18 protein-coding genes are annotated in these 21,279 nt (G+C 39.1%); 7 read left to right on the top strand and 11 right to left on the bottom strand.

Annotated features, from left to right (window positions below; genetic code table 11):
- The first annotated feature begins 193 nt into the window (after window positions 1–193).
- The 5 genes from ubiG (at window position 194) to yfaE (ending at window position 6,196) form a co-directional block, all read left to right on the top strand.
- Window positions 194–901: a bifunctional 2-polyprenyl-6-hydroxyphenol methylase/3-demethylubiquinol 3-O-methyltransferase UbiG gene (gene ubiG / locus H4J61_RS09370; RefSeq protein ID WP_182184862.1), complete on the top strand. Its 708-nt coding sequence runs from the start codon at window positions 194–196 to the stop codon at window positions 899–901.
- Between the two features lie 125 nt (window positions 902–1,026).
- Window positions 1,027–1,704 (top strand): HAD family hydrolase, encoded by a 678-nt coding sequence (locus H4J61_RS09375; RefSeq protein ID WP_182184863.1) that lies wholly within the window; start codon window positions 1,027–1,029, stop codon window positions 1,702–1,704.
- A gap of 678 nt (window positions 1,705–2,382) precedes the next feature.
- Entirely contained in the window at window positions 2,383–4,653 is a 2,271-nt protein-coding gene (nrdA, locus tag H4J61_RS09380) for a class 1a ribonucleoside-diphosphate reductase subunit alpha (RefSeq protein ID WP_182137874.1), read from the top strand.
- 142 nt (window positions 4,654–4,795) lie between these two features.
- Complete coding sequence (gene nrdB / locus H4J61_RS09385; protein ID WP_182137873.1) at window positions 4,796–5,926, top strand: class Ia ribonucleoside-diphosphate reductase subunit beta; 1,131 nt, start codon at window positions 4,796–4,798, stop codon at window positions 5,924–5,926.
- A gap of 12 nt (window positions 5,927–5,938) precedes the next feature.
- On the top strand, window positions 5,939–6,196 hold the full coding sequence (gene yfaE / locus H4J61_RS09390) for a class I ribonucleotide reductase maintenance protein YfaE (RefSeq protein ID WP_182137872.1): 258 nt from the start codon (window positions 5,939–5,941) through the stop codon (window positions 6,194–6,196).
- A 287-nt stretch (window positions 6,197–6,483) separates the two neighbouring features.
- On the opposite strand, the gene H4J61_RS09395 is transcribed toward yfaE, so the two are convergent.
- The 11 genes from H4J61_RS09395 to H4J61_RS09445 all read right to left on the bottom strand — a co-directional run bounded on the left by H4J61_RS09395 (window position 6,484) and on the right by H4J61_RS09445 (window position 18,632).
- Window positions 6,484–6,849 (bottom strand): cupredoxin domain-containing protein, encoded by a 366-nt coding sequence (locus tag H4J61_RS09395; protein ID WP_182137871.1) that lies wholly within the window; start codon window positions 6,847–6,849, stop codon window positions 6,484–6,486.
- A gap of 15 nt (window positions 6,850–6,864) precedes the next feature.
- On the bottom strand, window positions 6,865–9,129 hold the full coding sequence (locus H4J61_RS09400) for a heavy metal translocating P-type ATPase (RefSeq protein WP_182184864.1): 2,265 nt from the start codon (window positions 9,127–9,129) through the stop codon (window positions 6,865–6,867).
- Window positions 9,122–9,550 carry a MerR family DNA-binding protein gene (locus tag H4J61_RS09405; protein WP_182184865.1) on the bottom strand — a complete coding sequence of 143 codons (429 nt, stop codon included), beginning with the start codon at window positions 9,548–9,550 and terminating at the stop codon, window positions 9,122–9,124. The genes H4J61_RS09400 and H4J61_RS09405 overlap by 8 nt, the downstream gene beginning before the upstream one ends.
- A gap of 285 nt (window positions 9,551–9,835) precedes the next feature.
- On the bottom strand, window positions 9,836–10,321 hold the full coding sequence (locus tag H4J61_RS09410; RefSeq protein ID WP_182184866.1) for a DUF4440 domain-containing protein: 486 nt from the start codon (window positions 10,319–10,321) through the stop codon (window positions 9,836–9,838).
- A 32-nt stretch (window positions 10,322–10,353) separates the two neighbouring features.
- The gene (locus H4J61_RS09415) at window positions 10,354–10,887 is read right to left on the bottom strand and encodes a cytochrome c (protein WP_182184867.1); all 534 of its coding nucleotides are present in this window, start codon (window positions 10,885–10,887) and stop codon (window positions 10,354–10,356) included.
- A 67-nt stretch (window positions 10,888–10,954) separates the two neighbouring features.
- A complete protein-coding gene (locus H4J61_RS09420; RefSeq protein ID WP_182184868.1) occupies window positions 10,955–11,287 on the bottom strand; it encodes a hypothetical protein in 333 nt (110 codons plus the stop codon).
- A 104-nt stretch (window positions 11,288–11,391) separates the two neighbouring features.
- Window positions 11,392–14,529: an efflux RND transporter permease subunit gene (locus tag H4J61_RS09425; RefSeq protein WP_182184869.1), complete on the bottom strand. Its 3,138-nt coding sequence runs from the start codon at window positions 14,527–14,529 to the stop codon at window positions 11,392–11,394.
- A gap of 2 nt (window positions 14,530–14,531) precedes the next feature.
- The gene (locus H4J61_RS09430) at window positions 14,532–16,148 is read right to left on the bottom strand and encodes an efflux RND transporter periplasmic adaptor subunit (RefSeq protein ID WP_182184870.1); all 1,617 of its coding nucleotides are present in this window, start codon (window positions 16,146–16,148) and stop codon (window positions 14,532–14,534) included.
- Window positions 16,148–17,605: a TolC family protein gene (locus tag H4J61_RS09435; protein WP_182184871.1), complete on the bottom strand. Its 1,458-nt coding sequence runs from the start codon at window positions 17,603–17,605 to the stop codon at window positions 16,148–16,150. The genes H4J61_RS09430 and H4J61_RS09435 overlap by 1 nt, the downstream gene beginning before the upstream one ends.
- Window positions 17,605–18,147: a DUF411 domain-containing protein gene (locus H4J61_RS09440; RefSeq protein ID WP_182184872.1), complete on the bottom strand. Its 543-nt coding sequence runs from the start codon at window positions 18,145–18,147 to the stop codon at window positions 17,605–17,607. The genes H4J61_RS09435 and H4J61_RS09440 overlap by 1 nt, the downstream gene beginning before the upstream one ends.
- 149 nt (window positions 18,148–18,296) lie before the next feature.
- Window positions 18,297–18,632, bottom strand: a complete 336-nt coding sequence (locus H4J61_RS09445) for a hypothetical protein (protein WP_259363239.1) — start codon at window positions 18,630–18,632, stop codon at window positions 18,297–18,299.
- Window positions 18,633–18,968: 336 nt separating this feature from the next.
- Here H4J61_RS09445 and H4J61_RS09450 point away from each other — a divergent pair, with 336 nt between their 5' ends.
- Window positions 18,969–19,634 carry a response regulator transcription factor gene (locus H4J61_RS09450; RefSeq protein WP_182137861.1) on the top strand — a complete coding sequence of 222 codons (666 nt, stop codon included), beginning with the start codon at window positions 18,969–18,971 and terminating at the stop codon, window positions 19,632–19,634.
- Window positions 19,635–19,643: 9 nt separating this feature from the next.
- Window positions 19,644–21,086 carry a HAMP domain-containing sensor histidine kinase gene (locus tag H4J61_RS09455; protein ID WP_182184873.1) on the top strand — a complete coding sequence of 481 codons (1,443 nt, stop codon included), beginning with the start codon at window positions 19,644–19,646 and terminating at the stop codon, window positions 21,084–21,086.
- The last annotated feature ends 193 nt before the right edge of the window (window positions 21,087–21,279 follow it).

Raw genomic sequence — 21,279 nt, forward strand, 5'->3', positions numbered from 1 at the left:
TTACCATCATTGTCATTGATATACCTACGACCTGATTGAGAAAAAACAAAGCAATGTGCTACTAGCAATTAGATTACAAATAAAAAATCACCTTTTTTGCTGTCGATTTAAGGTCAATCAACTTTCACACTAGGCTTGCAGTAATTATTGCTTTAGAATCGATAATATTAAAAGACCAACAACGATGGTAGTTATGTCTAATCCTTTAAACGTTAATCCAGACGAAATCGCTAAATTTGAACAAGTTGCTAGCCAATGGTGGGAACTTGATGGTGATTTTAAGCCTCTACACCAAATTAATCCTTTGCGCCGACAGTTTATTTGCCAGCATGTCGGCGATATTTCTGCAAAAAAAATAATTGATGTCGGCTGTGGTGGTGGTATTTTAGCAGAAAGCCTTGCGCAACTTGGTGCTGATGTTACTGGCATTGATATGGGACAAGCGCCCTTAAATGTTGCCAAGCTGCATGCTTTAGAAGCCGGTGTTAGTGTCGACTATCAAAAAATAACCGCCGAAGAAAAAGCCCAACAACAGCCACAACACTACGATGTCGTTACTTGTATGGAAATGCTCGAACATGTGCCTGATCCCGAATCTATTATAAAGGCTTGTGCTCAAATGGTTAAACCCGGTGGCTTTGTTTTTTTCTCTACCCTGAATAAGTCATTAAAAGCCTATTTATTGGCGATAGTCGTAGCAGAGAAGATTTTGAAGCTTGTGCCTAATGGCACTCATGACCACAAGAGTTTTATTCGCCCATCAACATTAATAGCATGGGCTGAGTCGTATGAGCTAAAATGCATCGATGCCGCCGGTATTCACTATAATCCGTTGACTGAAAATCATAAGTTAAACTCATCACTTGATGTCAACTATATTCTTTGCTGTCAACGCGTTTAGCTGTGCTAGCTTAACGCTGAAACTGCCGTTTAAAATAGCATGGGTGCAAATTAACGCGTTAATAAAATTTTATTTTCGCCGCTACCCCGCCGATAAAAATAATTATAACGAAATAGAGCGATATTATGTCAACTCCCCATCATTCCACTGTGCAACTTGCCAGTGTACTTTTTGATTTAGACGGCACACTATTAGATACCGCTGATGATTTAGGCGCGGCATTAAATCATGTTTTAAGCCATTACAATAAGCCCACTGTCGCCGCAAAAGATTATCGCCCTATTGCTTCAGACGGTGCTTTAGGATTACTAAACCTAGGTTTTGGCTCAGCCATTAAACAATATGACTATGAAGTTTTACGTCAACAATTTCTCCATTACTATCAAGAAAATATTGCTGAGCATACCTGCCTGTATCCAGGCGTTGCTCAATTACTGAAAAAATTAGAAACCAACAATATACCTTGGGGTATTATCACCAATAAACCTGAGGGCTTAACAAAACTGCTTTTACCTTATTACTCTGAGTTGGCAAACTGTGCTGTTATGGTCGGGGGTGACACCTTAACTAAACGAAAGCCTGATCCTGAGCCAATATTACACGCTTGTCAGCAAATTAATGTTGATAATAAGCAGTGTTTTTATGTTGGCGATGCTCTACGTGATATCCAAGCCGGTAATCGCGCTGAAATGACTACGTTCGTGGCTAAATGGGGATATATTCTTAGCAACGAAAATTGTCAAACTTGGCAAGCAGATCATATCATCGCTACACCATTAGACCTACTCAGCTTTATTAACTGATACTGAATTATTAACCGATACTGAATGATAAGCTGCACTACTTTGTTAGTTTCAGTGCAGCTTTACTTTGCTGATGACATTAAGCGATTAACCGGTTTTACTGACAGTAAATCTAGCCTAATACCAAATGAGTATAAATATTAAAAACAGCACGCTTTCGTGGCTAATCCCTCCTCCTTATTCACTAGCGTTTTAATTAATAGCATCAAAATATCATCTATTAGCGTTGATAAAATAATCATTCGTCAATTAATGCGCCCAAGAATCAACCAAAAATATAAGCCATTGAATATTAAGGTTTATATTTTTAATATTCTCTTTAGTCATATAAACTCTAAAAAATAACTTAAAATAATTTAGGGCTAAAAAAAAATTAAAATAACCGTTGCGTTTTAGAAAAATCAAAATTGAAAAGAGCTACTAAGTTAGTTGTTACTAACAGAACTTTCACTGTCAAAAAAGCAACCAATATTCGACAACTTTTATTCTTGCAATATCACACAAACCGCACTATCTTGTGATTAGTTTCTTAAAAACCCCAAGATATAGTGCATTTTTCATTCAAAGGTATTTTGAATGAAATACAATTTACCTTGTGTAAATATCATCTTGAGGCAATTAACATTATATCCATCTATTTTGGGTATTTATAACAACAAACAGATTTACAGGTACTGCATGACTAACAAACTTTTTGTCACAAAACGCAATGGTTCAAAAGAACTCATAGACTTAGAAAAAATCCATAAAGTAATTGCTTGGGCTGCTGAAGACCTAGACAATGTCTCGGTCTCTCAAGTTGAGCTGAAGTCTCATATTCAGTTCTATGATGGTATTAAAACGTCTGACATTCATGAAACTATTATTAAAGCAGCGGCTGATTTGATCTCAGAAGAAACACCTGATTATCAATATTTATCAGCGCGCTTAGCTATATTCCATTTGCGCAAAAAAGCATACGGTCAGTTTGAGCCACCTCAGCTTTACCCACATGTCGTACAACTAGTAGAGGCAGGTAAATACGATCAGCATTTATTAATTGATTACACTGCTGACGAATTTGAACAGTTAGAAAGCTTTATGGACCACGGCCGTGATTTAAATTTCAGTTACGCAGCCGTAAAGCAGTTAGAAGGTAAATACCTAGTACAGAATCGTGTCACCGGTGAAATTTATGAAAGTGCACAATTTCTTTATATTTTAGTCGCAGCTTGTTTGTTCGCTAAATACCCGAAAGAAACGCGCTTAGATTATGTTAAAGGTTTTTATGATGCTATCTCTACCTTTAAAATTTCGTTGCCAACACCTATTATGGCCGGTGTACGTACCCCAACTCGTCAATTCTCATCATGTGTATTGATTGAGTGTGGCGATAGTTTAGATTCAATCAATGCTACCTCAAGTTCCATTGTTAAGTATGTTTCTCAACGTGCTGGTATTGGTATCAATGCTGGTCGTATTCGCGCATTAGGCAGCACGATTCGCAATGGCGAAGCATTTCATACCGGTTGTATTCCATTTTATAAGCACTTTCAAACCGCTGTGAAAAGTTGTTCACAAGGTGGTGTTCGTGGTGGTGCAGCGACCCTGTTCTATCCACTTTGGCATTTAGAAGTTGAAAGTTTACTCGTACTTAAAAATAACCGTGGTGTTGAAGAAAACCGCGTTCGTCATTTAGATTACGGCGTACAATTTAATAAATTGATGTACCAACGTTTGATCAAAGGTCAATCTATTACTTTGTTTAGCCCAAGTGATGTACCTGGTTTATACGATGCATTCTTTGAAGATCAAGAAAAATTTGAAGCGCTTTATGTTCAATACGAAGCTGATGATTCAATTCGTAAAAAATGTATTAAAGCGATAGAACTGTTCACTTTATTTGCTCAAGAACGCGCCAGTACAGGACGTATTTATTTACAAAACGTTGATCACTGTAATACACATTCTCCATTTGACCCCACTGTGGCACCAATTCGTCAAAGTAATTTATGTCTAGAAATTGCCTTACCCACCAAGCCGATGGAAGATGTTAATGATCCCAATGGTGAAATTGCCCTATGTACATTATCAGCGTTTAACTTAGGTGCTATTAAAAGCCTTGACGAATTTGATGGTCTAGCTGACTTAGCCGTACGTGCTTTAGATAGCTTGTTAGATTATCAAGATTACCCAGTTCCGGCAGCACATACCGCCACTATGGGGCGTCGTACATTAGGTATAGGTGTGATTAACTACGCTTATTACTTAGCAAAAAATGGGGTTTACTACTCAAACGGTAGTGCCAATAACTTAACTCATCGTACTTTTGAAGCGATTCAATACTACTTGCTAAAAGCGTCAAATCAGTTAGCTATTGAACGAGGTGCTTGCCCTAAATTTAATGAAACGCGTTTATCTCAAGGTATATTACCTATCGATACTTACAAAAAAGAAATCGATAATGTTACCGCTGAACCCTTACATTTAGACTGGGAGTCGTTGCGCGCTAGTATTAAAAAACATGGCGTTAGAAACTCAACCGTATCAGCATTAATGCCGTCTGAAACCTCATCACAAATCTCTAATGCAACTAATGGCATTGAACCGCCTCGGGGTTTAATCAGTATTAAGGCCAGTAAAGATGGTGTTTTAAAGCAAGTTGTACCTGAATATGAAAAATTAAAAGATAATTATGAACTTCTTTGGAACATTCCAAGTAATGAAGGGTATCTACAATTAGTTGGCATTATGCAAAAGTTTATCGATCAAACTATTTCAGCTAATACCAACTACGACCCTTCTCGTTTTGAAGGTGGCAAAGTGCCAATTAAACAAGTATTAAAAGATATTTTAACCGCCTACAAGCTTGGTATTAAGACGATGTATTATCACAACACACGTGATGGTGCTGACGACAACCTAATAGAAGCTGAAGACGATTGTGCCGGCGGCGCATGTAAGATATAAAGCACCACCAGAGGAGAACACCTAGTTTTCCTCTTTTTTTGCCAATTTATATATCTGGCATAAAAACTAATAAAAATCAGCTTAATTACTATTAAAAGATGAAATATCGCGCCTCAAACGGCGCTATTTCTAGGAGATATAAATGTCGTACACTACGTTTAACCAAACAGCTAACAATGCCTTGTTAGAGCCAATGTTTTTGGGAAACAGTGTTAATATTGCACGATACGATCAACAACGTTTTATGGCGTTTGAAAAACTGATCGAAAAACAATTATCATTTTTTTGGCGTCCAGAAGAAATTGACGTATCAAAAGACCGTGCCGATTGGCAGAGTCTAACTGACTCTGAAAAACATATTTTTATATCTAATTTAAAATATCAAACGTTACTCGATTCAATAACGGCACGTTCAGTTAACACGATATTATTGCCACTAGTTTCATTGCCTGAAGTCGAAACATGGATTGAAACTTGGGCTTTTAGTGAAACTATTCATTCTCGCTCATACACCCATATTTTACGTAATTTATTTACTGACCCTAGTGAAGTGTTTGACGACATCATGGTGAATCCGTCAATTTTGAAGCGTGCTACCAGCATCGCAAAGTATTTTGACTCGGTTATTATCACCACACAATTATTACAGTCGCAAGGCCCAGGTAGTTATCAGGTTGAAGGTAAAACTATCGAGGTTAGCGAACGTAAATTGAAAGAGCGACTATATTTAGCCATTTGTTCGGTCAATGCCTTAGAAGCTATTCGTTTTTATATTAGTTTTGCTTGTTCTTTCGCCTTTGCAGAACGTGAGTTACTTGAAGGTAATGCAAAAATCATTAAACTTATTGCCCGAGACGAAGCACTGCATTTAACCGGTACACAACATATTCTTAATAACTGGATGTCAGGTCGAGACGACCCTGAAATGCAAGAAATTTCTAAAACCTTGCGTGAAGAAGGTAAAGAAATTTTCATGGATGTAGTAGAGCAAGAAAAAGAATGGGCTGATTATCTATTTAAAGACGGCTCAATGATTGGTCTTAACGCTGCTATCTTAAAGCAATACATTGAATATATTAGTAATCAACGTTTAACTGCCATTGGCTTTGATGCACCATTTGATATAAAAAGTAACCCATTACCTTGGATGAATTCCTATTTAGTGAGTGACAATGTACAAGTAGCGCCACAAGAAACTGAAATTTCTAGCTACTTAGTTGGACAAGTTGACTCATCAGTATCAAGTGATGATTTTGACGACTTCGATTTATAATTTATAGTATTGATGGCTTTTAATATTACCGTCGAGGGACGGAAGATAATGTTCCTCGATGAAGACAAAAATATTCTCAATGCGTTAGAAAGAAAAAATATTGACTCACAGTTTCATTGCCGAGATGGATTTTGTGGTACTTGTCGTTGTTTGTTAAAAAAAGGCACGGTTGAGTACGCTCAATTCCCCTTGGCTTTTATCGGCGACAATGAAATTCTCACTTGCTGTTCAACGCCTACCAGCGATATAGAGATAGATATACACGGCTAAGTTTCGCCGCTGTAAGATTAAGATTTTATGATAGTCGAACTTGGCGTTGTGGTATAACAACGCCAAGCTTGATGTTGAACATATTGTTAAATAATTTCTTCAATGTCATCAAAATTAAAATTGATCAAATCAGAAGTTAAATAAAAATTTGGCTTCTTTTCGCTAAACAAAGCCTTGTCTCAGCCAAGAATTGAAAAACCTAATAGACCTAACTACCCAGCTATTTTCTCTCACATCAACACTCTCATCTAAATCGGTCATAATACCCAAACTCCATTGGGCTATATTTACTTAACAACAATAGTGCCGTTATACATTTTCATCTGACAATGAAAGGCATATTCACCTTTTTTCATCGCTGGTAATTGTACTGAAAACGCTTTATTTAACGGTAAATCTGCACTAATTTCTAAATCAGGAAATAGCACAGTTGCCGCACAAGGACTCGCATCTTTGCGAATAAATGTAATGACCAGTGGTTTGTCTTCAAGCAATGAAATATGTGCCGGTTGATAAATTCCGTCTGCAACCACTACCGTTATTTCACTTTTATATTGTTCATCACTCACCTGAGTTGATGGCGCTTTGTATAACCAAAACCACCAAATAATTAACACAATTAACCCTAAGCCCACTAAATTGATTATTAACATATTGCTCTCCTTAACTTAATGATCTTGTGGTTTAAAAAAGCGTAAACGGTTAGCATTGCTGACCACAGTTAATGATGAAAATGCCATGGCAGCGCCGGCAATAACTGGACTCAGTAACAAGCCAAAAAATGGGTATAAAATGCCTGCGGCAAAAGGTATACCCGCCGCGTTGTAGATAAAGGCACCTAAAAGATTTTGTTTGATATTGCGCAGTGTCGCTTTACTCACGGCTATCGCATCCGCAAGGCCATGTAATGAACCTCTCATCAAGGTGATATCTGCGCTTTCTATCGCCACATCGGTTCCGGTACCGATAGCAAATCCAACATTGGCCAATGCCAATGCGGGGGCGTCATTAATACCGTCACCTGTCATACCAACAATTTCACCTTGAGCTTGAAGCTCTGCCACTTTATCTGATTTTTCTTCTGGTAATACTTCAGCAAATACTTCGGTAATACCCACTTTTTTCGCCACTGCATTAGCTGTCGCTTTGTTGTCACCCGTTAGCATAACGACACGGATACCATTAGCCTGAAGCCTCTTTATCGCTTCAACAGAGTCTTGCTTAATGGGATCAGATACCGCGATAATGGCGGCGAGTTTGTTATCAATCGCTAAATACATCGGTGTTTTAGCTTCATCGGCAAGCTTTTGCGCTTTAGTAACAACTTCATTTAACACGACATTATTTTTCAACATCAACTTCTGATTGCCAAAAAGTAATTGCTGACCATGGTATATTGCTGTTACGCCATGACCTGCAATGGCTTGAAAATCAGTAGTACTTTCAAGTTCAATTTCTTGCTCAATGGCTGAGTCAACAATGGCTTGTGCCAGGGGATGTTCAGAGCCACGCTCTATACTCGCGGCTACGGTTAAAATATATTTTTCTGTGTAGCTTTCATCAGCAACAATAATATCAGTGACTTTTGGCGCACCCTCGGTGATTGTGCCGGTCTTATCGAAAATCATGGTGGTAATTTTTGAAGCGGCTTGCAAGGCTTCACCATTACGTATTAACACCCCTGCCTCAGCGGCTTTACCTACGCCAACCATTACCGACATAGGTGTGGCTAAGCCAAGAGCACAAGGGCAAGCAATGATCAAAACCGTTGTTGCTGAAACTACGGCAAAAGCTAATGTTGGCTCCGGACCAAAGTTAAGCCAGACTAACGCGCTGACGATGGCAATAATCATCACTACCGGTACAAAGTAAGCCGAAATAACATCAGCTAAACGGCCAATGGGCGGTTTAGAGTTTTGTGCTCTTTTAACCATCTTAATAATTTGTGCTAATGCCGTGTCTTTACCCACTCGCGTTGCTTTAAATAAAATGGAACCGGTTTTATTTAAAGTACCGGCAACGATGGCATCGCCTGTAGCTTTTTCAACTGGCATGGGCTCACCTGTTAACATCGACTCGTCGATTGAGCTGCGCCCTTGCGTTACAATGCCATCGACTGGAATTTTTTCTCCTGGCCTTACTCGTACAATGTCATTGAGCAAAACTAGCTCGATAGCGATATCTATTTCTTTCTCGTCACGCACAACACGCGCTGTTTTAGCTTGTAAACCAATTAAGCGTTTTATCGCTTCACTCGTTCTGCCTCTTGCTTTCACTTCAAGCGCTAACCCTAAGTTAATTAAGCCGATAATCATGGCTGTCGCTTCAAAATAAACATGTCGTGCCATCTCTGGTAATGCCATAGGAAAGAAAACAACGACCATCGAATAGATCCAGGCGGTACCTGTTCCTAGCGCAATTAAGGTATCCATATTAGCGTTGTGATTTACCAATGATTTCCACGCACCTATATAAAAATGTTTACCTGCAAAGTACATAATGCCAGCGCATAACACACCAATAAATAACCAAATACCGCGCTCTAGCGATGTTTCAACAGTCATAGGGCCACCAAAAACACTGTAAATCATCAAAGGTACACCTAGGCCGAGAGCAATCCAAACCTGCCTTATTAATACGGTGTAGTATTTTTGATCGGCAAGCTCTTTTTCATCTAATAAGTCATTATCACTACGATCACTGGCACTTTTCGCATTATAACCTATGGTTTCAATCGCTTTTATCAGCACGTTAGGGCCAACTTTTCCAACGATAGAAACTGTGCGCAAAGCAAAGTTCATTTCTGCACTGTCTACGCCATTAATATTTTTTAACGCGGTTTCAATTTTACCCACGCAGCTTGCACAGCCTGCGCCTTCAATAATCAGCTCTTGGGTATTTTGATTGCCCGTACTGCCGGTTAATTTACTCATTATTACCTCCTTGGTCTGTGTTATCTTCACTTTCAATTAGGTGACAGATCATATCTCCAGTGGGTGTTTTATCAGGTTTGTCTTGCCAATCGTTAATGGCCTTGCTTAATTTTTCACGTAACAGCAACGCCGCCTGAAACTGCTTTTCAGTTTCAGTAAGATGATGTTCAATTATTTCTCTCACTAATGGGCAGGCGCTATATCCCTTATCAGCTTCAGTTAAAATACTTTTGATCTCGGCCACTGAAAAATTTAATTGCCTAGCACTTAAAATAAATTTAAGTCTATTCTGGGCACTTTTACCATAAATTTTATAGCCATTATTAGGGTTTTTGCGGGCAGTAATAAACGCCATTTTGGTGTAATAACGCACCGTATCAGGTGTTGTGTTTATCGCATTAGCTAATTCAGTTACTGTCATGACATGACTCCTCTTTTAAATAAGGAAAAAAATATGTTTTTAATAACATAAACTCACTTTACACCTATGTCTAAGACACAGGTCAAATAAAATATATCTTTGTCAGTTAGATAACCACAATGGTGCTTAATTAAGCGCAACTTTTAACCTTTATGCCATTTTTAATGTAAGGTAATAGCTTGATTAAACTGGCTTTTATCACCTTGGACAGTTGATTGAGAAACACTTATCCGTACTAACAGCGCCAATAATATATATGTACTTGCTTGTTTTTAATTAGTTCAGTTAGTGCGACCAATGGATATGAACAATTTTCCATTTTCCAGCTGCTTTTGAAAGCACCATGGTTTCCATACCTTCACTATTAATATCTTTCCCTTGAAACTGACCCGTTGATTTGCTTCTCGACATAGAATAAGCAATATTACCGATAACTTTGATTTGATGATCTAAGACTTCGGTATTAATTTCTGCCAAATATTTCATATCCGCAAGCATATGATGTTCCGCATATTCATCTGCGGATTTTTCTACACCGCCACCTTCAAAAATCGTCACCTTATTCGCTAATAAGGCTTTAGCTGTTACTCTGTCGCCTGATTTCAGTGCATGATGAAATTGTGCAATAGTTTTTCCCGCTTCAGTGGCAACTATTGAATTTTTGGCGACAATTTTAGCTGTATTTTTGTCATTGCTATGTGCAAGTAAGTTAAAGCTCACTGTTGCTAACAAGAGTAAAGTGACCATTAATATACTGTGAATTACTTTCATATTTTTCTCTTTATAATTATGAGGGCTATCTTTTATTCTATAGCTGTAAGTATTTGATATTGTTCAGGTGTTAAACTTGGTAGCCGTTTTATAAAAGCCACCATTGCCCAGATGCGCTGATCATCATGAGTTTTACCCCAAGCTGGCATTCCTGAGGCTTTAATGCCGTGCTTAATAACCCAGAAATCATTACGATCAGCTTGCGTGTCATCACCATATTCATCACTATCATCGTTATAATCAGACACCGCTAAATTAGGGGGTGCAGGATATAAGCCTAAGCTCATATCACTTTCACTTTGTCCGGGCTTTAAATGACAACTAGCACACATAAACCCATAGTCAACGCCACCAGATAACAATAGTTCAGGGTCGGTTAAATCTGGCACTTTAATATCTTCAGCCGCTTTTGATATAGCGTTTTCTCTCGTTGTTTCCAAAAGCCAGTGGACTAAATCACTGTGAGGTTCATCGGCAGCTACATCGACATTACCCGAGTAAATAATTGTCGCCGTAGTTCCAAGGCCTAACACAATAAGAATCAAGAGCCATTTAAGCATTTTCATCAGCTTTCCTTCGTCAATAAAAATCACTTAGCAGCTGTCTTTGTACTAAGTGATTTTTAAAAGTTAATTAGTGATTATTGTTGTCAGCTTTTTTCTGCTTTTTTTCATCCATCGTTTTCATTTTGCTGTGGTCCATTTTACTATCCATTTTCATATCCATTTTACTATGGTCCATCTTGTTATTTGATTTGTCAGCTTGTTTCATGCACTTGTTCATCATGGCGATGGCGACCGGATCCTTCATATCCATCTTGCTATGATCCATTTTGCTACAATCAGCTTTTTCAGCCTTTTTTGCATGCAAACTGGGATCATGTGCTGTAGCTGTCATTGATAAAGAAATGCTGGGTATTAATACCAAAGCGATTTTACTGATTGTTTTAATTAAGCTTTTTTTCATATTTTACTCCTGGGTTAGTGATTTAATATTTAACGTTTTCTAGATAAATTCATTCAGTGCCATATGATTGCCATCAAGGTTCTGTGTTTTATCAACTTATATCTCTAGGCTTTTGACCCAGTAAGCTTTATTGATGATGAACGCCATAAATAAAACAAGGCCGGCAATACTAGCAAAGTTAATAACACGGCACTCATCATGCCGCCAACCATTGGGGCTGCAATGCGGCTCATCACTTCAGACCCTGTGCCTGTGCCATATAAAATCGGTAATAGACCGACAATAATTGCTGCTGCCGTCATCATCACAGGACGAACACGCATACCGGCTCCGTGCAGCACGGCTTGTAATACATCTTCTTTTGTCGTCACCATGTTTTTTGAGTGGTGTTCATCAAGCATTGTTTGGTACGCTTGATTTAAATACACCAGCATAATAACGCCAATTTCTACCGCTACCCCTGCTAGCGCAATAAAACCAACGCCAACCGCCACTGAGAAGTTAAAGCCTTCTAAATACATCAACCATATGCTGCCCACCATAGCTAAGGGTAAAGTGCCCATAATCATCGCCACCTCAATCACGTTACGAAAGTTAAGATAAAGTAAAATAACAATAATAAATAAGGTTAATGGCACCACATAAGCCAATTTCGCCTTGGCTCGCTGCATATATTCGTATTGCCCTGCCCAGGTCACCGAGTAGCCGGCAGGCAGTACTAACTTATCTGTGACGACTTTCTTGGCCGCCTCAACATAAGTGCCCACATCAACACCTTCAATATCAACAAAAGCCCAACCGTTTAAGCGAGCATTTTCAGACTTAATGCCCGGAGGGCCATCTTCGATATAAATATTGGCCACATCACCTAATGCTATATGTTGACCCTTTGGCGTCACAATAGGTAGCAATGATAACTGTTCAGGGGAGTCACGATAGTCTTGTGGATAACGCACATTGACCGGATAACGCTCTAAACGCTCAACGGTGTGAGTCACATTCATGCCACCGACAGCGGTGGCTACTACTTGTTGAATTTCAGCGATATTCAAACCATATCGTGCGGCTTTGGCGCGCTGAATATCAACTTTTATATATCGACCACCCGCAACACGTTCTGAATAAACCGATGTGGTACCAGGTACGTCTTTTAATATCAGCTCTAATTGTTTGCCAATATCCTGAATCGTCAATAAATCAGGTCCCGCTATTTTTATCCCAACCGGGGTCTTAATGCCTGTTGCTAGCATATCAATGCGGGTTTTAATCGGCATAACCCAAGCATTAGTTACCCCAGGTAGTTGAATTAGCGCATCAAGTTCTTTTTTCAAACTTTCAGTTGTTACCCCTTCACGCCATTGATCATGCGGCTTAAACTGAATAAAGCTCTCTATCATGGTTAATGGCGCGGGATCGGTTGCGGTTTCAGCACGACCTACTTTACCGAATACGGTTTTTACTTCGGGTACCGTTTTAATTAGCTTGTCAGTCTGTTGCAAAAGTTGTCGAGCCTGACCTATCGAAATACCTGGATAAGTGGTGGGCATGTACATCAAATCACCTTCATCAAGCGGTGGTATAAACTCACTACCGATTTTATCCAGTGGATAGATGCCAACCGCAAGCACAGCTAGTGCAGCAACTAGGGTCATTTTTGGAAAACGTAAAACAGTTTTCAAGGCCGGCATATAGATAAAGGTTAGAAATTTATTCACCGGATTTTTATGCTCAGGTAGTACTTTACCTCGAATAAAATAGCCCATTAATACCGGTACTAATGTTATCGCCAAGGCAGCAGATGCCGCCATGGCATAAGTTTTGGTAAATGCTAGCGGGGCAAACATGCGCCCTTCTTGTGCTTCTAGCGTAAACACTGGCACAAAACTCACGGTAATAATTAATAAACTAAAGAATAATGCTGGCCCTACTTCACTGGCTGATTCAGTCACTATTTGCCAGCGATTTTCTTTCGTTAGTGGGGTTTTTTCCATATGCTTATGCATGTTTTCTATCATGACGATAGCGCCATCAATCATGGCGCCAATGGCAATAGCAATACCACCTAATGACATAATATTTGCGTTAAGTCCTTGCAAATGCATGATGATAAAGGCGGTTAAAATACCCACAGGTAAACTAATAATCGCCACTAAAGAAGAGCGCACATGGAATAAGAAAATAATGCAAACTAAAGCAACTATGCCAAACTCTTCCAATAACTTAGAGGCTAAATTATCGACTGCTCGTTCTATCAATGCAGACCGGTCATAAACCGGTACTATTTCTACGCCATCAGGTAAGCCTTTTTTAAGCTGTTCAAGCTTTGCTTTTACACGGTTAATCACTTGCTGAGCATTTTCACCAAAGCGCATCACGACAATACCGCCAACCACTTCACCTTCACCATTAAGTTCAGCAACACCTCGGCGCATTTGTGGGCCAGTGCCAATATCTGCAACATCTTTTAACAGTAACGGCGTACCATTTTGGTTGACCCCTAGCGGGATATTTTCAAGATCTTCAACACTTTTTATATAGCCTGTGGTTCTGACCATATACTCGGCTTCAGCCATTTCTACCACTGAAGCCCCTATCTCCTGATTACCTTGTTTAATCGCGGTTTGAATAAGTGACAGCGGTATACCAAAGGCGCCTAATTTATCAGGACTCACCTGGACTTGATATTGCTTAACCATACCGCCAAGCGCAGAAACTTCTGATACCCCAGGCACGGTTTGTAATTCAAACTTTAAAAACCAATCTTGTATGCTGCGTAGTTGGCTTAAATCATGTTGGCCTGTTTTATCGGTAAGTGCATACAAGTATACCCAGCCAACGCCTGTTGCATCCGGACCCAATTGAGGCCGTGCATCAGCAGGTAGATCGGGAGCAACTTGACTTAAATACTCAAGTACCCGTGAACGTGCCCAATAAAGGTCGGTATCTTCATCGAAAATAACGTAAACATATGAGTCGCCAAAGAATGAGTAACCTCGCACGGTAACCGCACCCGGCACTGACAACATGGCAGTAGTCATGGGATAGGTAACCTGATCTTCAACCACTTGTGGTGCTTGGCCAGGGTAGCTTGTTTTTATGATTACTTGCACATCAGATAAATCAGGCAGTGCATCAATCGGGGTTTTACTGACAGAATATAATCCAACGGCCACCAGTAATAATGTTGCTAGCAAGACTAAAAATCGATTACCAATAGACCAGCGAATAATAGCAGTGATCATTATTATGCTCCTTTGTCGTTAGCAGCATTTTTCATTACAGCATCAGGTTTAGGCATTTTCATCGCACTGACAATAATAAAATTACCCTCGCGTATTTCAAAGGTGAACATGACATAGGCATTATTTGAAAATAAGGCCATATCCACATTATCATCCACAATAAAATCAACTCTGTCTGCTGCACGACCCCATTCTACAATGGCTTCACGGTCAATAGTGACCATTCTGTGATCAAGCATTAGGTTGACCACTGTACCGTTAACGGTCGCTGAGGAAACTGTGTCAGCAGCGCTGTCATTGTTATGACTCATATCCATTTCGTTTGGTTTGTCTTGGGCAGACTCTTCTTGATCAGAACCTTCTTGGTAAGAACTTTCTTGGCCAGATTCATGATGCATGCGTTTAAAATCAGATGATTTACTTGATTCTGAATCTAATAAAAATTGCGCTGAGCTCACCACTTTTTCACCGGCATCCAGTCCGCTAAGTATTTCAACATTGTTGCGGTCATATCGACCTACAGTGACGGCAATCGATTTAAAGCTACCTTGCCCCAAAGCTAGCACCACTCTGTCTTGCATACCCGTTCTAATCAGAGCTTCTTGCGGAATTAACAAGGCTTGTTTATCACTGGTAGAATGGATAACAACCTGAGCAAACATATTAGGCTTAAGCTCAGCTTCTTCATTACTAAAACTTGAGCGTATTTTCACTGTGCGTGTTTTAGTATCAAGCGTTGGATAGATATAGTCTACTTGCCCTTGCCATTTTCTACCCGGTAAATAATCTAATGTCATCGTGACAGGTGCACCGGTTTTAACTTGGTTTGCTTGTCGTTCAAAAACTTCTGCTTCAAGCCAAACTTGAGACAGATCAGCAATTGACAGCAAAGTAGTACCCGGCTTAACAAAGAAACCTTCACGTATATTTAGCGTTTTAACCACCCCATTTTGTGGCGCATAAAAAGTTATTTTTTGCTGAACTTGCTTGGTTTTTTTCAGTTTTATAATCGCCGACTGAGGTAACTGCAATGCCATCAATCTATTTTCAGCCGCTGTAATTAAGCGACTATTTTTCCGCTCTAATGCCAATAACAACTCCTCTTGAGCATTAACTAACTCAGGGGAGTAAATATCGTAAAGGGCTTGATGCTGCTTAACAGGATCACCTACCGCCTTAACATAGAGCTTTTCTATCCAGCCTTGAACACGCGGATGAATATGAACGATTTTGCTTTCATCAAAAGTAATATACCCCATGGTGTTTATTTCGCTGTGCAATGAGCTAAAGTTCGCTATAGTGGTTCTTACGCCTAAGTTATTCACCACATCAGCAGAAATACGAATGGTGCCAACACCGGCATCAGGTCCTTTGCCATCATCGTCATAAACTGGCACTAAATCCATGCCCATGGGTGATTTACCTGGCTTATCTTTCATATAATTTGCATCCATCGGAGCAACCCAATAAAGCGGTTTTTTCTCAACCGTTTTAGCGCTAATGGCTTGCTCATTTTTCGCAGGAGTTATAAAACTATAAACACTAAGCGTGAGTATTGAACCGATAACCATGCCAATAATGATGGTTTTACTATTATTGCTGACGATATTTTTGCTCATTATTTTTGTCCCGAATTAACAACAATTTGCTTGTTATTGGTTTTGTTATGGGTGTTTGCTGTATTAAGGCTGCCGATAAAAAGGTAATTAAGCTCTAAGCCTATTTTCTGTTCTTCTACGTTCAGTGTTAGCAGGTCTATTTCAGTATTTAGCACGGCAATGCGTGAGCGAACAACTTCAGAAAAGTCACCATCGTCGTTGGTATAGGCAGATAAAGAGGCTGCTGCTTGATCATGTATTTGAGGTAGTAACTTAAATTGATAAAGCATTTGTCGCTCTTTTAAACGTAATAACCTACCCTTGGCACTTGAGTAAGCGCCCAATAATTGTCTGAGTAATAAAATTTTGTCAGTTTTCACCGCTTCTGTTGCAGAGACCGCTGATTGCACTGCTTTATCTTGTCGATTATGAGTGAAAATTGGCAGATCGAACGTCACACCAACAGAAAATAAATCAGCTCGACTGCTGCCCATAGCATCGTCTGCGCGATATCCATAGCTTGCGTTTACGCCCCATTCAGGTTGGTATTTTTGCTGCGCTAACTTAATGCCTGTTTTAGTCGCCTGAATGTTTTTTTCTAACGCCATAACCGCAGGATGATTTGAAAAATAGGGGATTAACGCGCTAGGTTCAAGCCAGGTTTCTTTGGCGACTAACGCACGATTAATTAACTCTATTTCAGGCAGTTCTTGACTAAGCACTAACTGATATAAAGCAAAGTCAGAGGCTAATACCGGTTCACCGGTACTATCTTCGCTAGAAATCTGACTCAACCATTGAGTAAGCATACCGACAAAGCCGTTTTTCTGTTGTGCCAACTGCGCTAACCTATCTTCTAAACGTGTTAGCTCTAATTGTGCTCGCACAATATCTTGTTGACGCGTTTTACCTAACGCCGACGAATAGCTTGCTGTTGCTACATCAGCTAACTGTTCGAACAACGACCTATTATTTTCTATTAACGCCATGGTTTGTTGAACTCGATAAGCATCCAACCATAAACTTCCTACCGTAACCGCTACTTTTGATGCTCGGTCTTTTCTCTGATAGGGAAACGCTTCACTTTGCGTTTTTAGTTGCTGGCTTTTAATCGCTAACGTATCGCCACGAGGAAACAGTTGAGCAATACCCACCTTAGCCTGTGTCATGCCTTCTTGAGCAAAATCAAAACCGTTGGTTGGCAGGTTAGCGAAACCAATTGACACCTTGGGATCGGGTAATGTATTTGCCACCCTACTCATTAATTCAATGGCCTGTTGTTTATGCTTATTGCCGGTTAACCAAGGGTCACTTTTTTGAGCCACTTCAATGGCTTTTTTAAAAGACAAAGCCTTACTATCAGCCAGCACGGGTAACTGGGCAGCACTAACAGTAACAACAGAAAAAGCTAAAATCGCTGCGCCAAACTTGAGACCAAACGTGAGGCCAAACTGACTGCACTGGTTGAGTTTATTCATTAGAATTGTTCCTTATACGATTGAACATGAGCATAAACTTCACTCGTACCATCTGACTTCAAAAGTAAAATTTGATATGGCTGAAACTTGTCATCAACTTCCATGCCTGGCGAACCTACAGGCATAGCAGGAACCGACAAGCCGATAACATCAACGGCCTGTGTCGTTTGCATAAATTTTTGGATGAATTTTGCTGGCACATGCCCTTCAAAAACATAACCATTGGTTGAAATAGCGGTATGACAAGAGCGATATCTGGGCGCTATGCCTTTTTCATTTTTAATGACTGAAAAGTCATCATTACTGTAAACTTTTGATTCAAAGCCATTATCATTGATATGACTAAGCCATTTTTTACAACAACCACAGTTTGGACTTTTATAAACATCTAAGGCAATAGATGGCGACTTAAGCTTTTGAGATTTAGCCACAGCACTTGTATCAGTTTTAGTCGCAAGAGCGGTTTTATCTGAACAGCTCGCCAGCGTACAGACTACAACCAAGGTAGTGATAAGGTTTAACGTAAATTTAGTTGAAAACATAACCGCCCCAATAGGGATATTAATTAATATTTTTAATTAATTAGGTTATTTTTGATGAGGTTAGAAATACTTATACCAACACGAAATCAAAAAGCCTAATACAGACATAGTTATAAATGCACCAAATTTTGGACACATTTATGCTGTATTTAGCTTAATATTGGCGGACGATATAATGATCTAGCTGGTTGGCTTAACGCCAAAGTAGAATAGGAAAGTATTTTAGAGGGTAGATCAGCGATCGGCGTATTGCCCGATACGCCCTTCATGAGAGCAGCAACACTTGAGCAGCCCCCCATAAAGCAGTTGCATACTTGAGCACAACAATCTTCAGTTGATTCTGTTGTATTATCAACCGCATCACCGGACATATTATGGTTACTGTGAGCTGTCATCGGCTTAGTTTGTGACTGTGCTGCTACTTTTACTTGCCCACTTATGCCTGCCATAGCCATCATTTGATAAGGCATAATAGTAGACGCCATTGCCTGACCCACAAAGGTCAAACATACCAGCAATACCATTAATGTTTTAGAGCAGTGTAAAGTCACAAGTAACTAGCCAAAGATTATACTAAATCAATGTTGGCATAACTTCTGTTTATATTCAATGCAATAAATGTTTTTACCTAGATGAAAATCGAATATTTTCCTTATGCCCCCTCTCCTTTCATCATATTTTCTATCAACAAGTTCCAGCTATCAAGTGACCGTTATTAAAAATTTATTGTAAACACCACAACAAATTAAGTGAAAATCAGCCAATCTTAAGTTTTTTCTGGTATCTTTTATTTAATAATATTTCTGCGTTGCGGGTTACCCTTGAAAGTTTTAATTATAGAAGATTCAACGTCTCTAAGAAGAAGTTTAAAAATTGGCTTATCGAACCTAGGTTATACCGTTGATGACACCGGAGACGGCTCAGAAGGTTTAAGCATGGCTTTGTCGGGTGACTATTCTCTTTTGATACTTGATTTAATGCTGCCCACTGTTGATGGCACCGCCATATTAAAGGCTATTCGCAAAGCGAATAAAGAACTGAAAGTGTTAATATTATCTGCGCGAGACCTCACCGAAGACAAAGTTCAAGGCTTACTTAATGGTGCTGACGATTATCTCACTAAACCCTTTTCATTCGATGAACTGCATGTTCGTCTACTTTGCCTCATGCGCAGAGGCGCTTTAAAGGTCAATGACAGTAAAATTATTATCGGCTCATTTGCCTTAGACCTGCATTTAAAACAATTATTTTGTGACTCAATAGATACCAATTTAACCCCTAATGAGTATAAATTGGTTGAATGTTTATTCACTAATCAAGGTAAAGTGATATCACCTGAAAAATTAAGTGAATATTTAGCCGGTCAATATGATGCTGTTGCTAAAAATTCAATCGAAGCACATCTATCAAGCGCCAGAAAAAAAGTAAAACTACTCGGACATGACCTGCCTATTAAAACTAAACGTGGCTTCGGTTATTTTTGTTGAGACCCGTGCATGATTTCGATTAAGAAAAAGTTAAGCCGTTATATATCCATTTCAATATCCATATTATTGGTCTCTATTTTAATGCTTACCGACCTTGCTGTTGATACCTGGATCAGTGGCGAGTTTGATCTAGCTATGATCAACAAAGCTGGCTTACTCACTACATTAGTCAGTGAAGACACCCACGAAATTGACTTTGATTTTGCTGATGAATTCATGCCTGAATTTTCCGGTATTAATGACCCCGAATATTTCCAATTATGGCTAGATAATAAGGTTTTTGAGCGTTCTAAAACCCTAGATCTCTTTGACATTAATCAGCTACCTAGAGTAGACCTTGCCGGTAATAGCTCATCAATAACTGACATTGTTTTACCTGACGGTCGCTCTGGAAGAATGTATTTTGCAAAATTTAAACCGCAAATTGATAGTGATGTCAGGGAAAGTCAAGGACTAACAAAAGCGCAGTTCGTAAAACAACAAAAGCCGATGGAGCTCGCTTATGCCATCAGCAACGAAGGCGTAAATCAAATTCTTTGGTTTGTAGATATAATTTTTATTTTCACTTCAATTAGCGCTATTATCGCCGTAAGGTTTATTGTTTTTAATGTGGTTGAACGCGGTTTAAGACCAATTGAACAATTGAATATTGAACTAAAACAAATCAATTTAAATTCTACCGTTAGCACGATAGACACCACTAATTTGCCAAAAGAACTCATGGCTATTGCCCATGGTATCAACCACTTTATAAGTGAAAATAAAGTGCTTTATTCCAGAGAAAAAAGAGTCACCTCAGATATTGCCCATGAGTTAAAAACCCCAATCGCAGAATTACTCAGCCTGAGTGAAGTCGCGATAAAGTTTCCTCATGAAAAACAATTAACAGAAAGTTTCAAGACTGATGTGCTTACTATTACAGAGCGTTTGCGCAACATTGTAAATGGCATACTTCTGCTACAAAAAAGTACCAATAATGCGACCTTAGAAAAGCAACAGGTTAATCTAGAAGTACTACTAAATTCAGTCATCATGAGAGAAAAAAAAGCCAATAGAGTCGTTAATGTTAACTTTGATCAGTCATGTGAAAATGTTTATACCAATGAGTTCGCTTTAACGACTATTATGAGCAACCTTATTAACAATGCCTTGTATTATAGCCCCGCCTCAAGCTCAGTAAACGTTACTGTTGAAGCTCATTCACACAATAATCAGGTCATGATAAAAGTGTCTAATCTCAGTAAACATGATTACGCTGAAAAAGACTTAGCGCTGTTTTTTGAACCTTTATGGCAGAAAGATTCATCACGAACATCAGCAGAAAGGTATGGCTTGGGTTTAGCGATTGTTAAATCTTATTGTGAGAGTATCTCTGCCCATTTAAATGTCGCTATGTCCGCAGATAAAGAGCTTACCTTTACTATTATATTATCAACAACAGCCGTGGTTTAATTATTATTTTTATCAGCTTTATTATAATGTTTAGTACACAAAAAACAGATATTTTAATAGACCACGCCCTTCATGATAACAAGCAGTAACCTTTCACCATTTACACTTAACTTTTTATACAATATTCAGTTTAATCTAAGCTAATGTTCAGGTTAGCCTAAGGTTATCTTAAGTTTACTTTTATAATATAGCG

This window comes from Colwellia sp. MB3u-4, from assembly GCF_014077065.1.
Lineage (GTDB): Bacteria > Pseudomonadota > Gammaproteobacteria > Enterobacterales > Alteromonadaceae > Cognaticolwellia.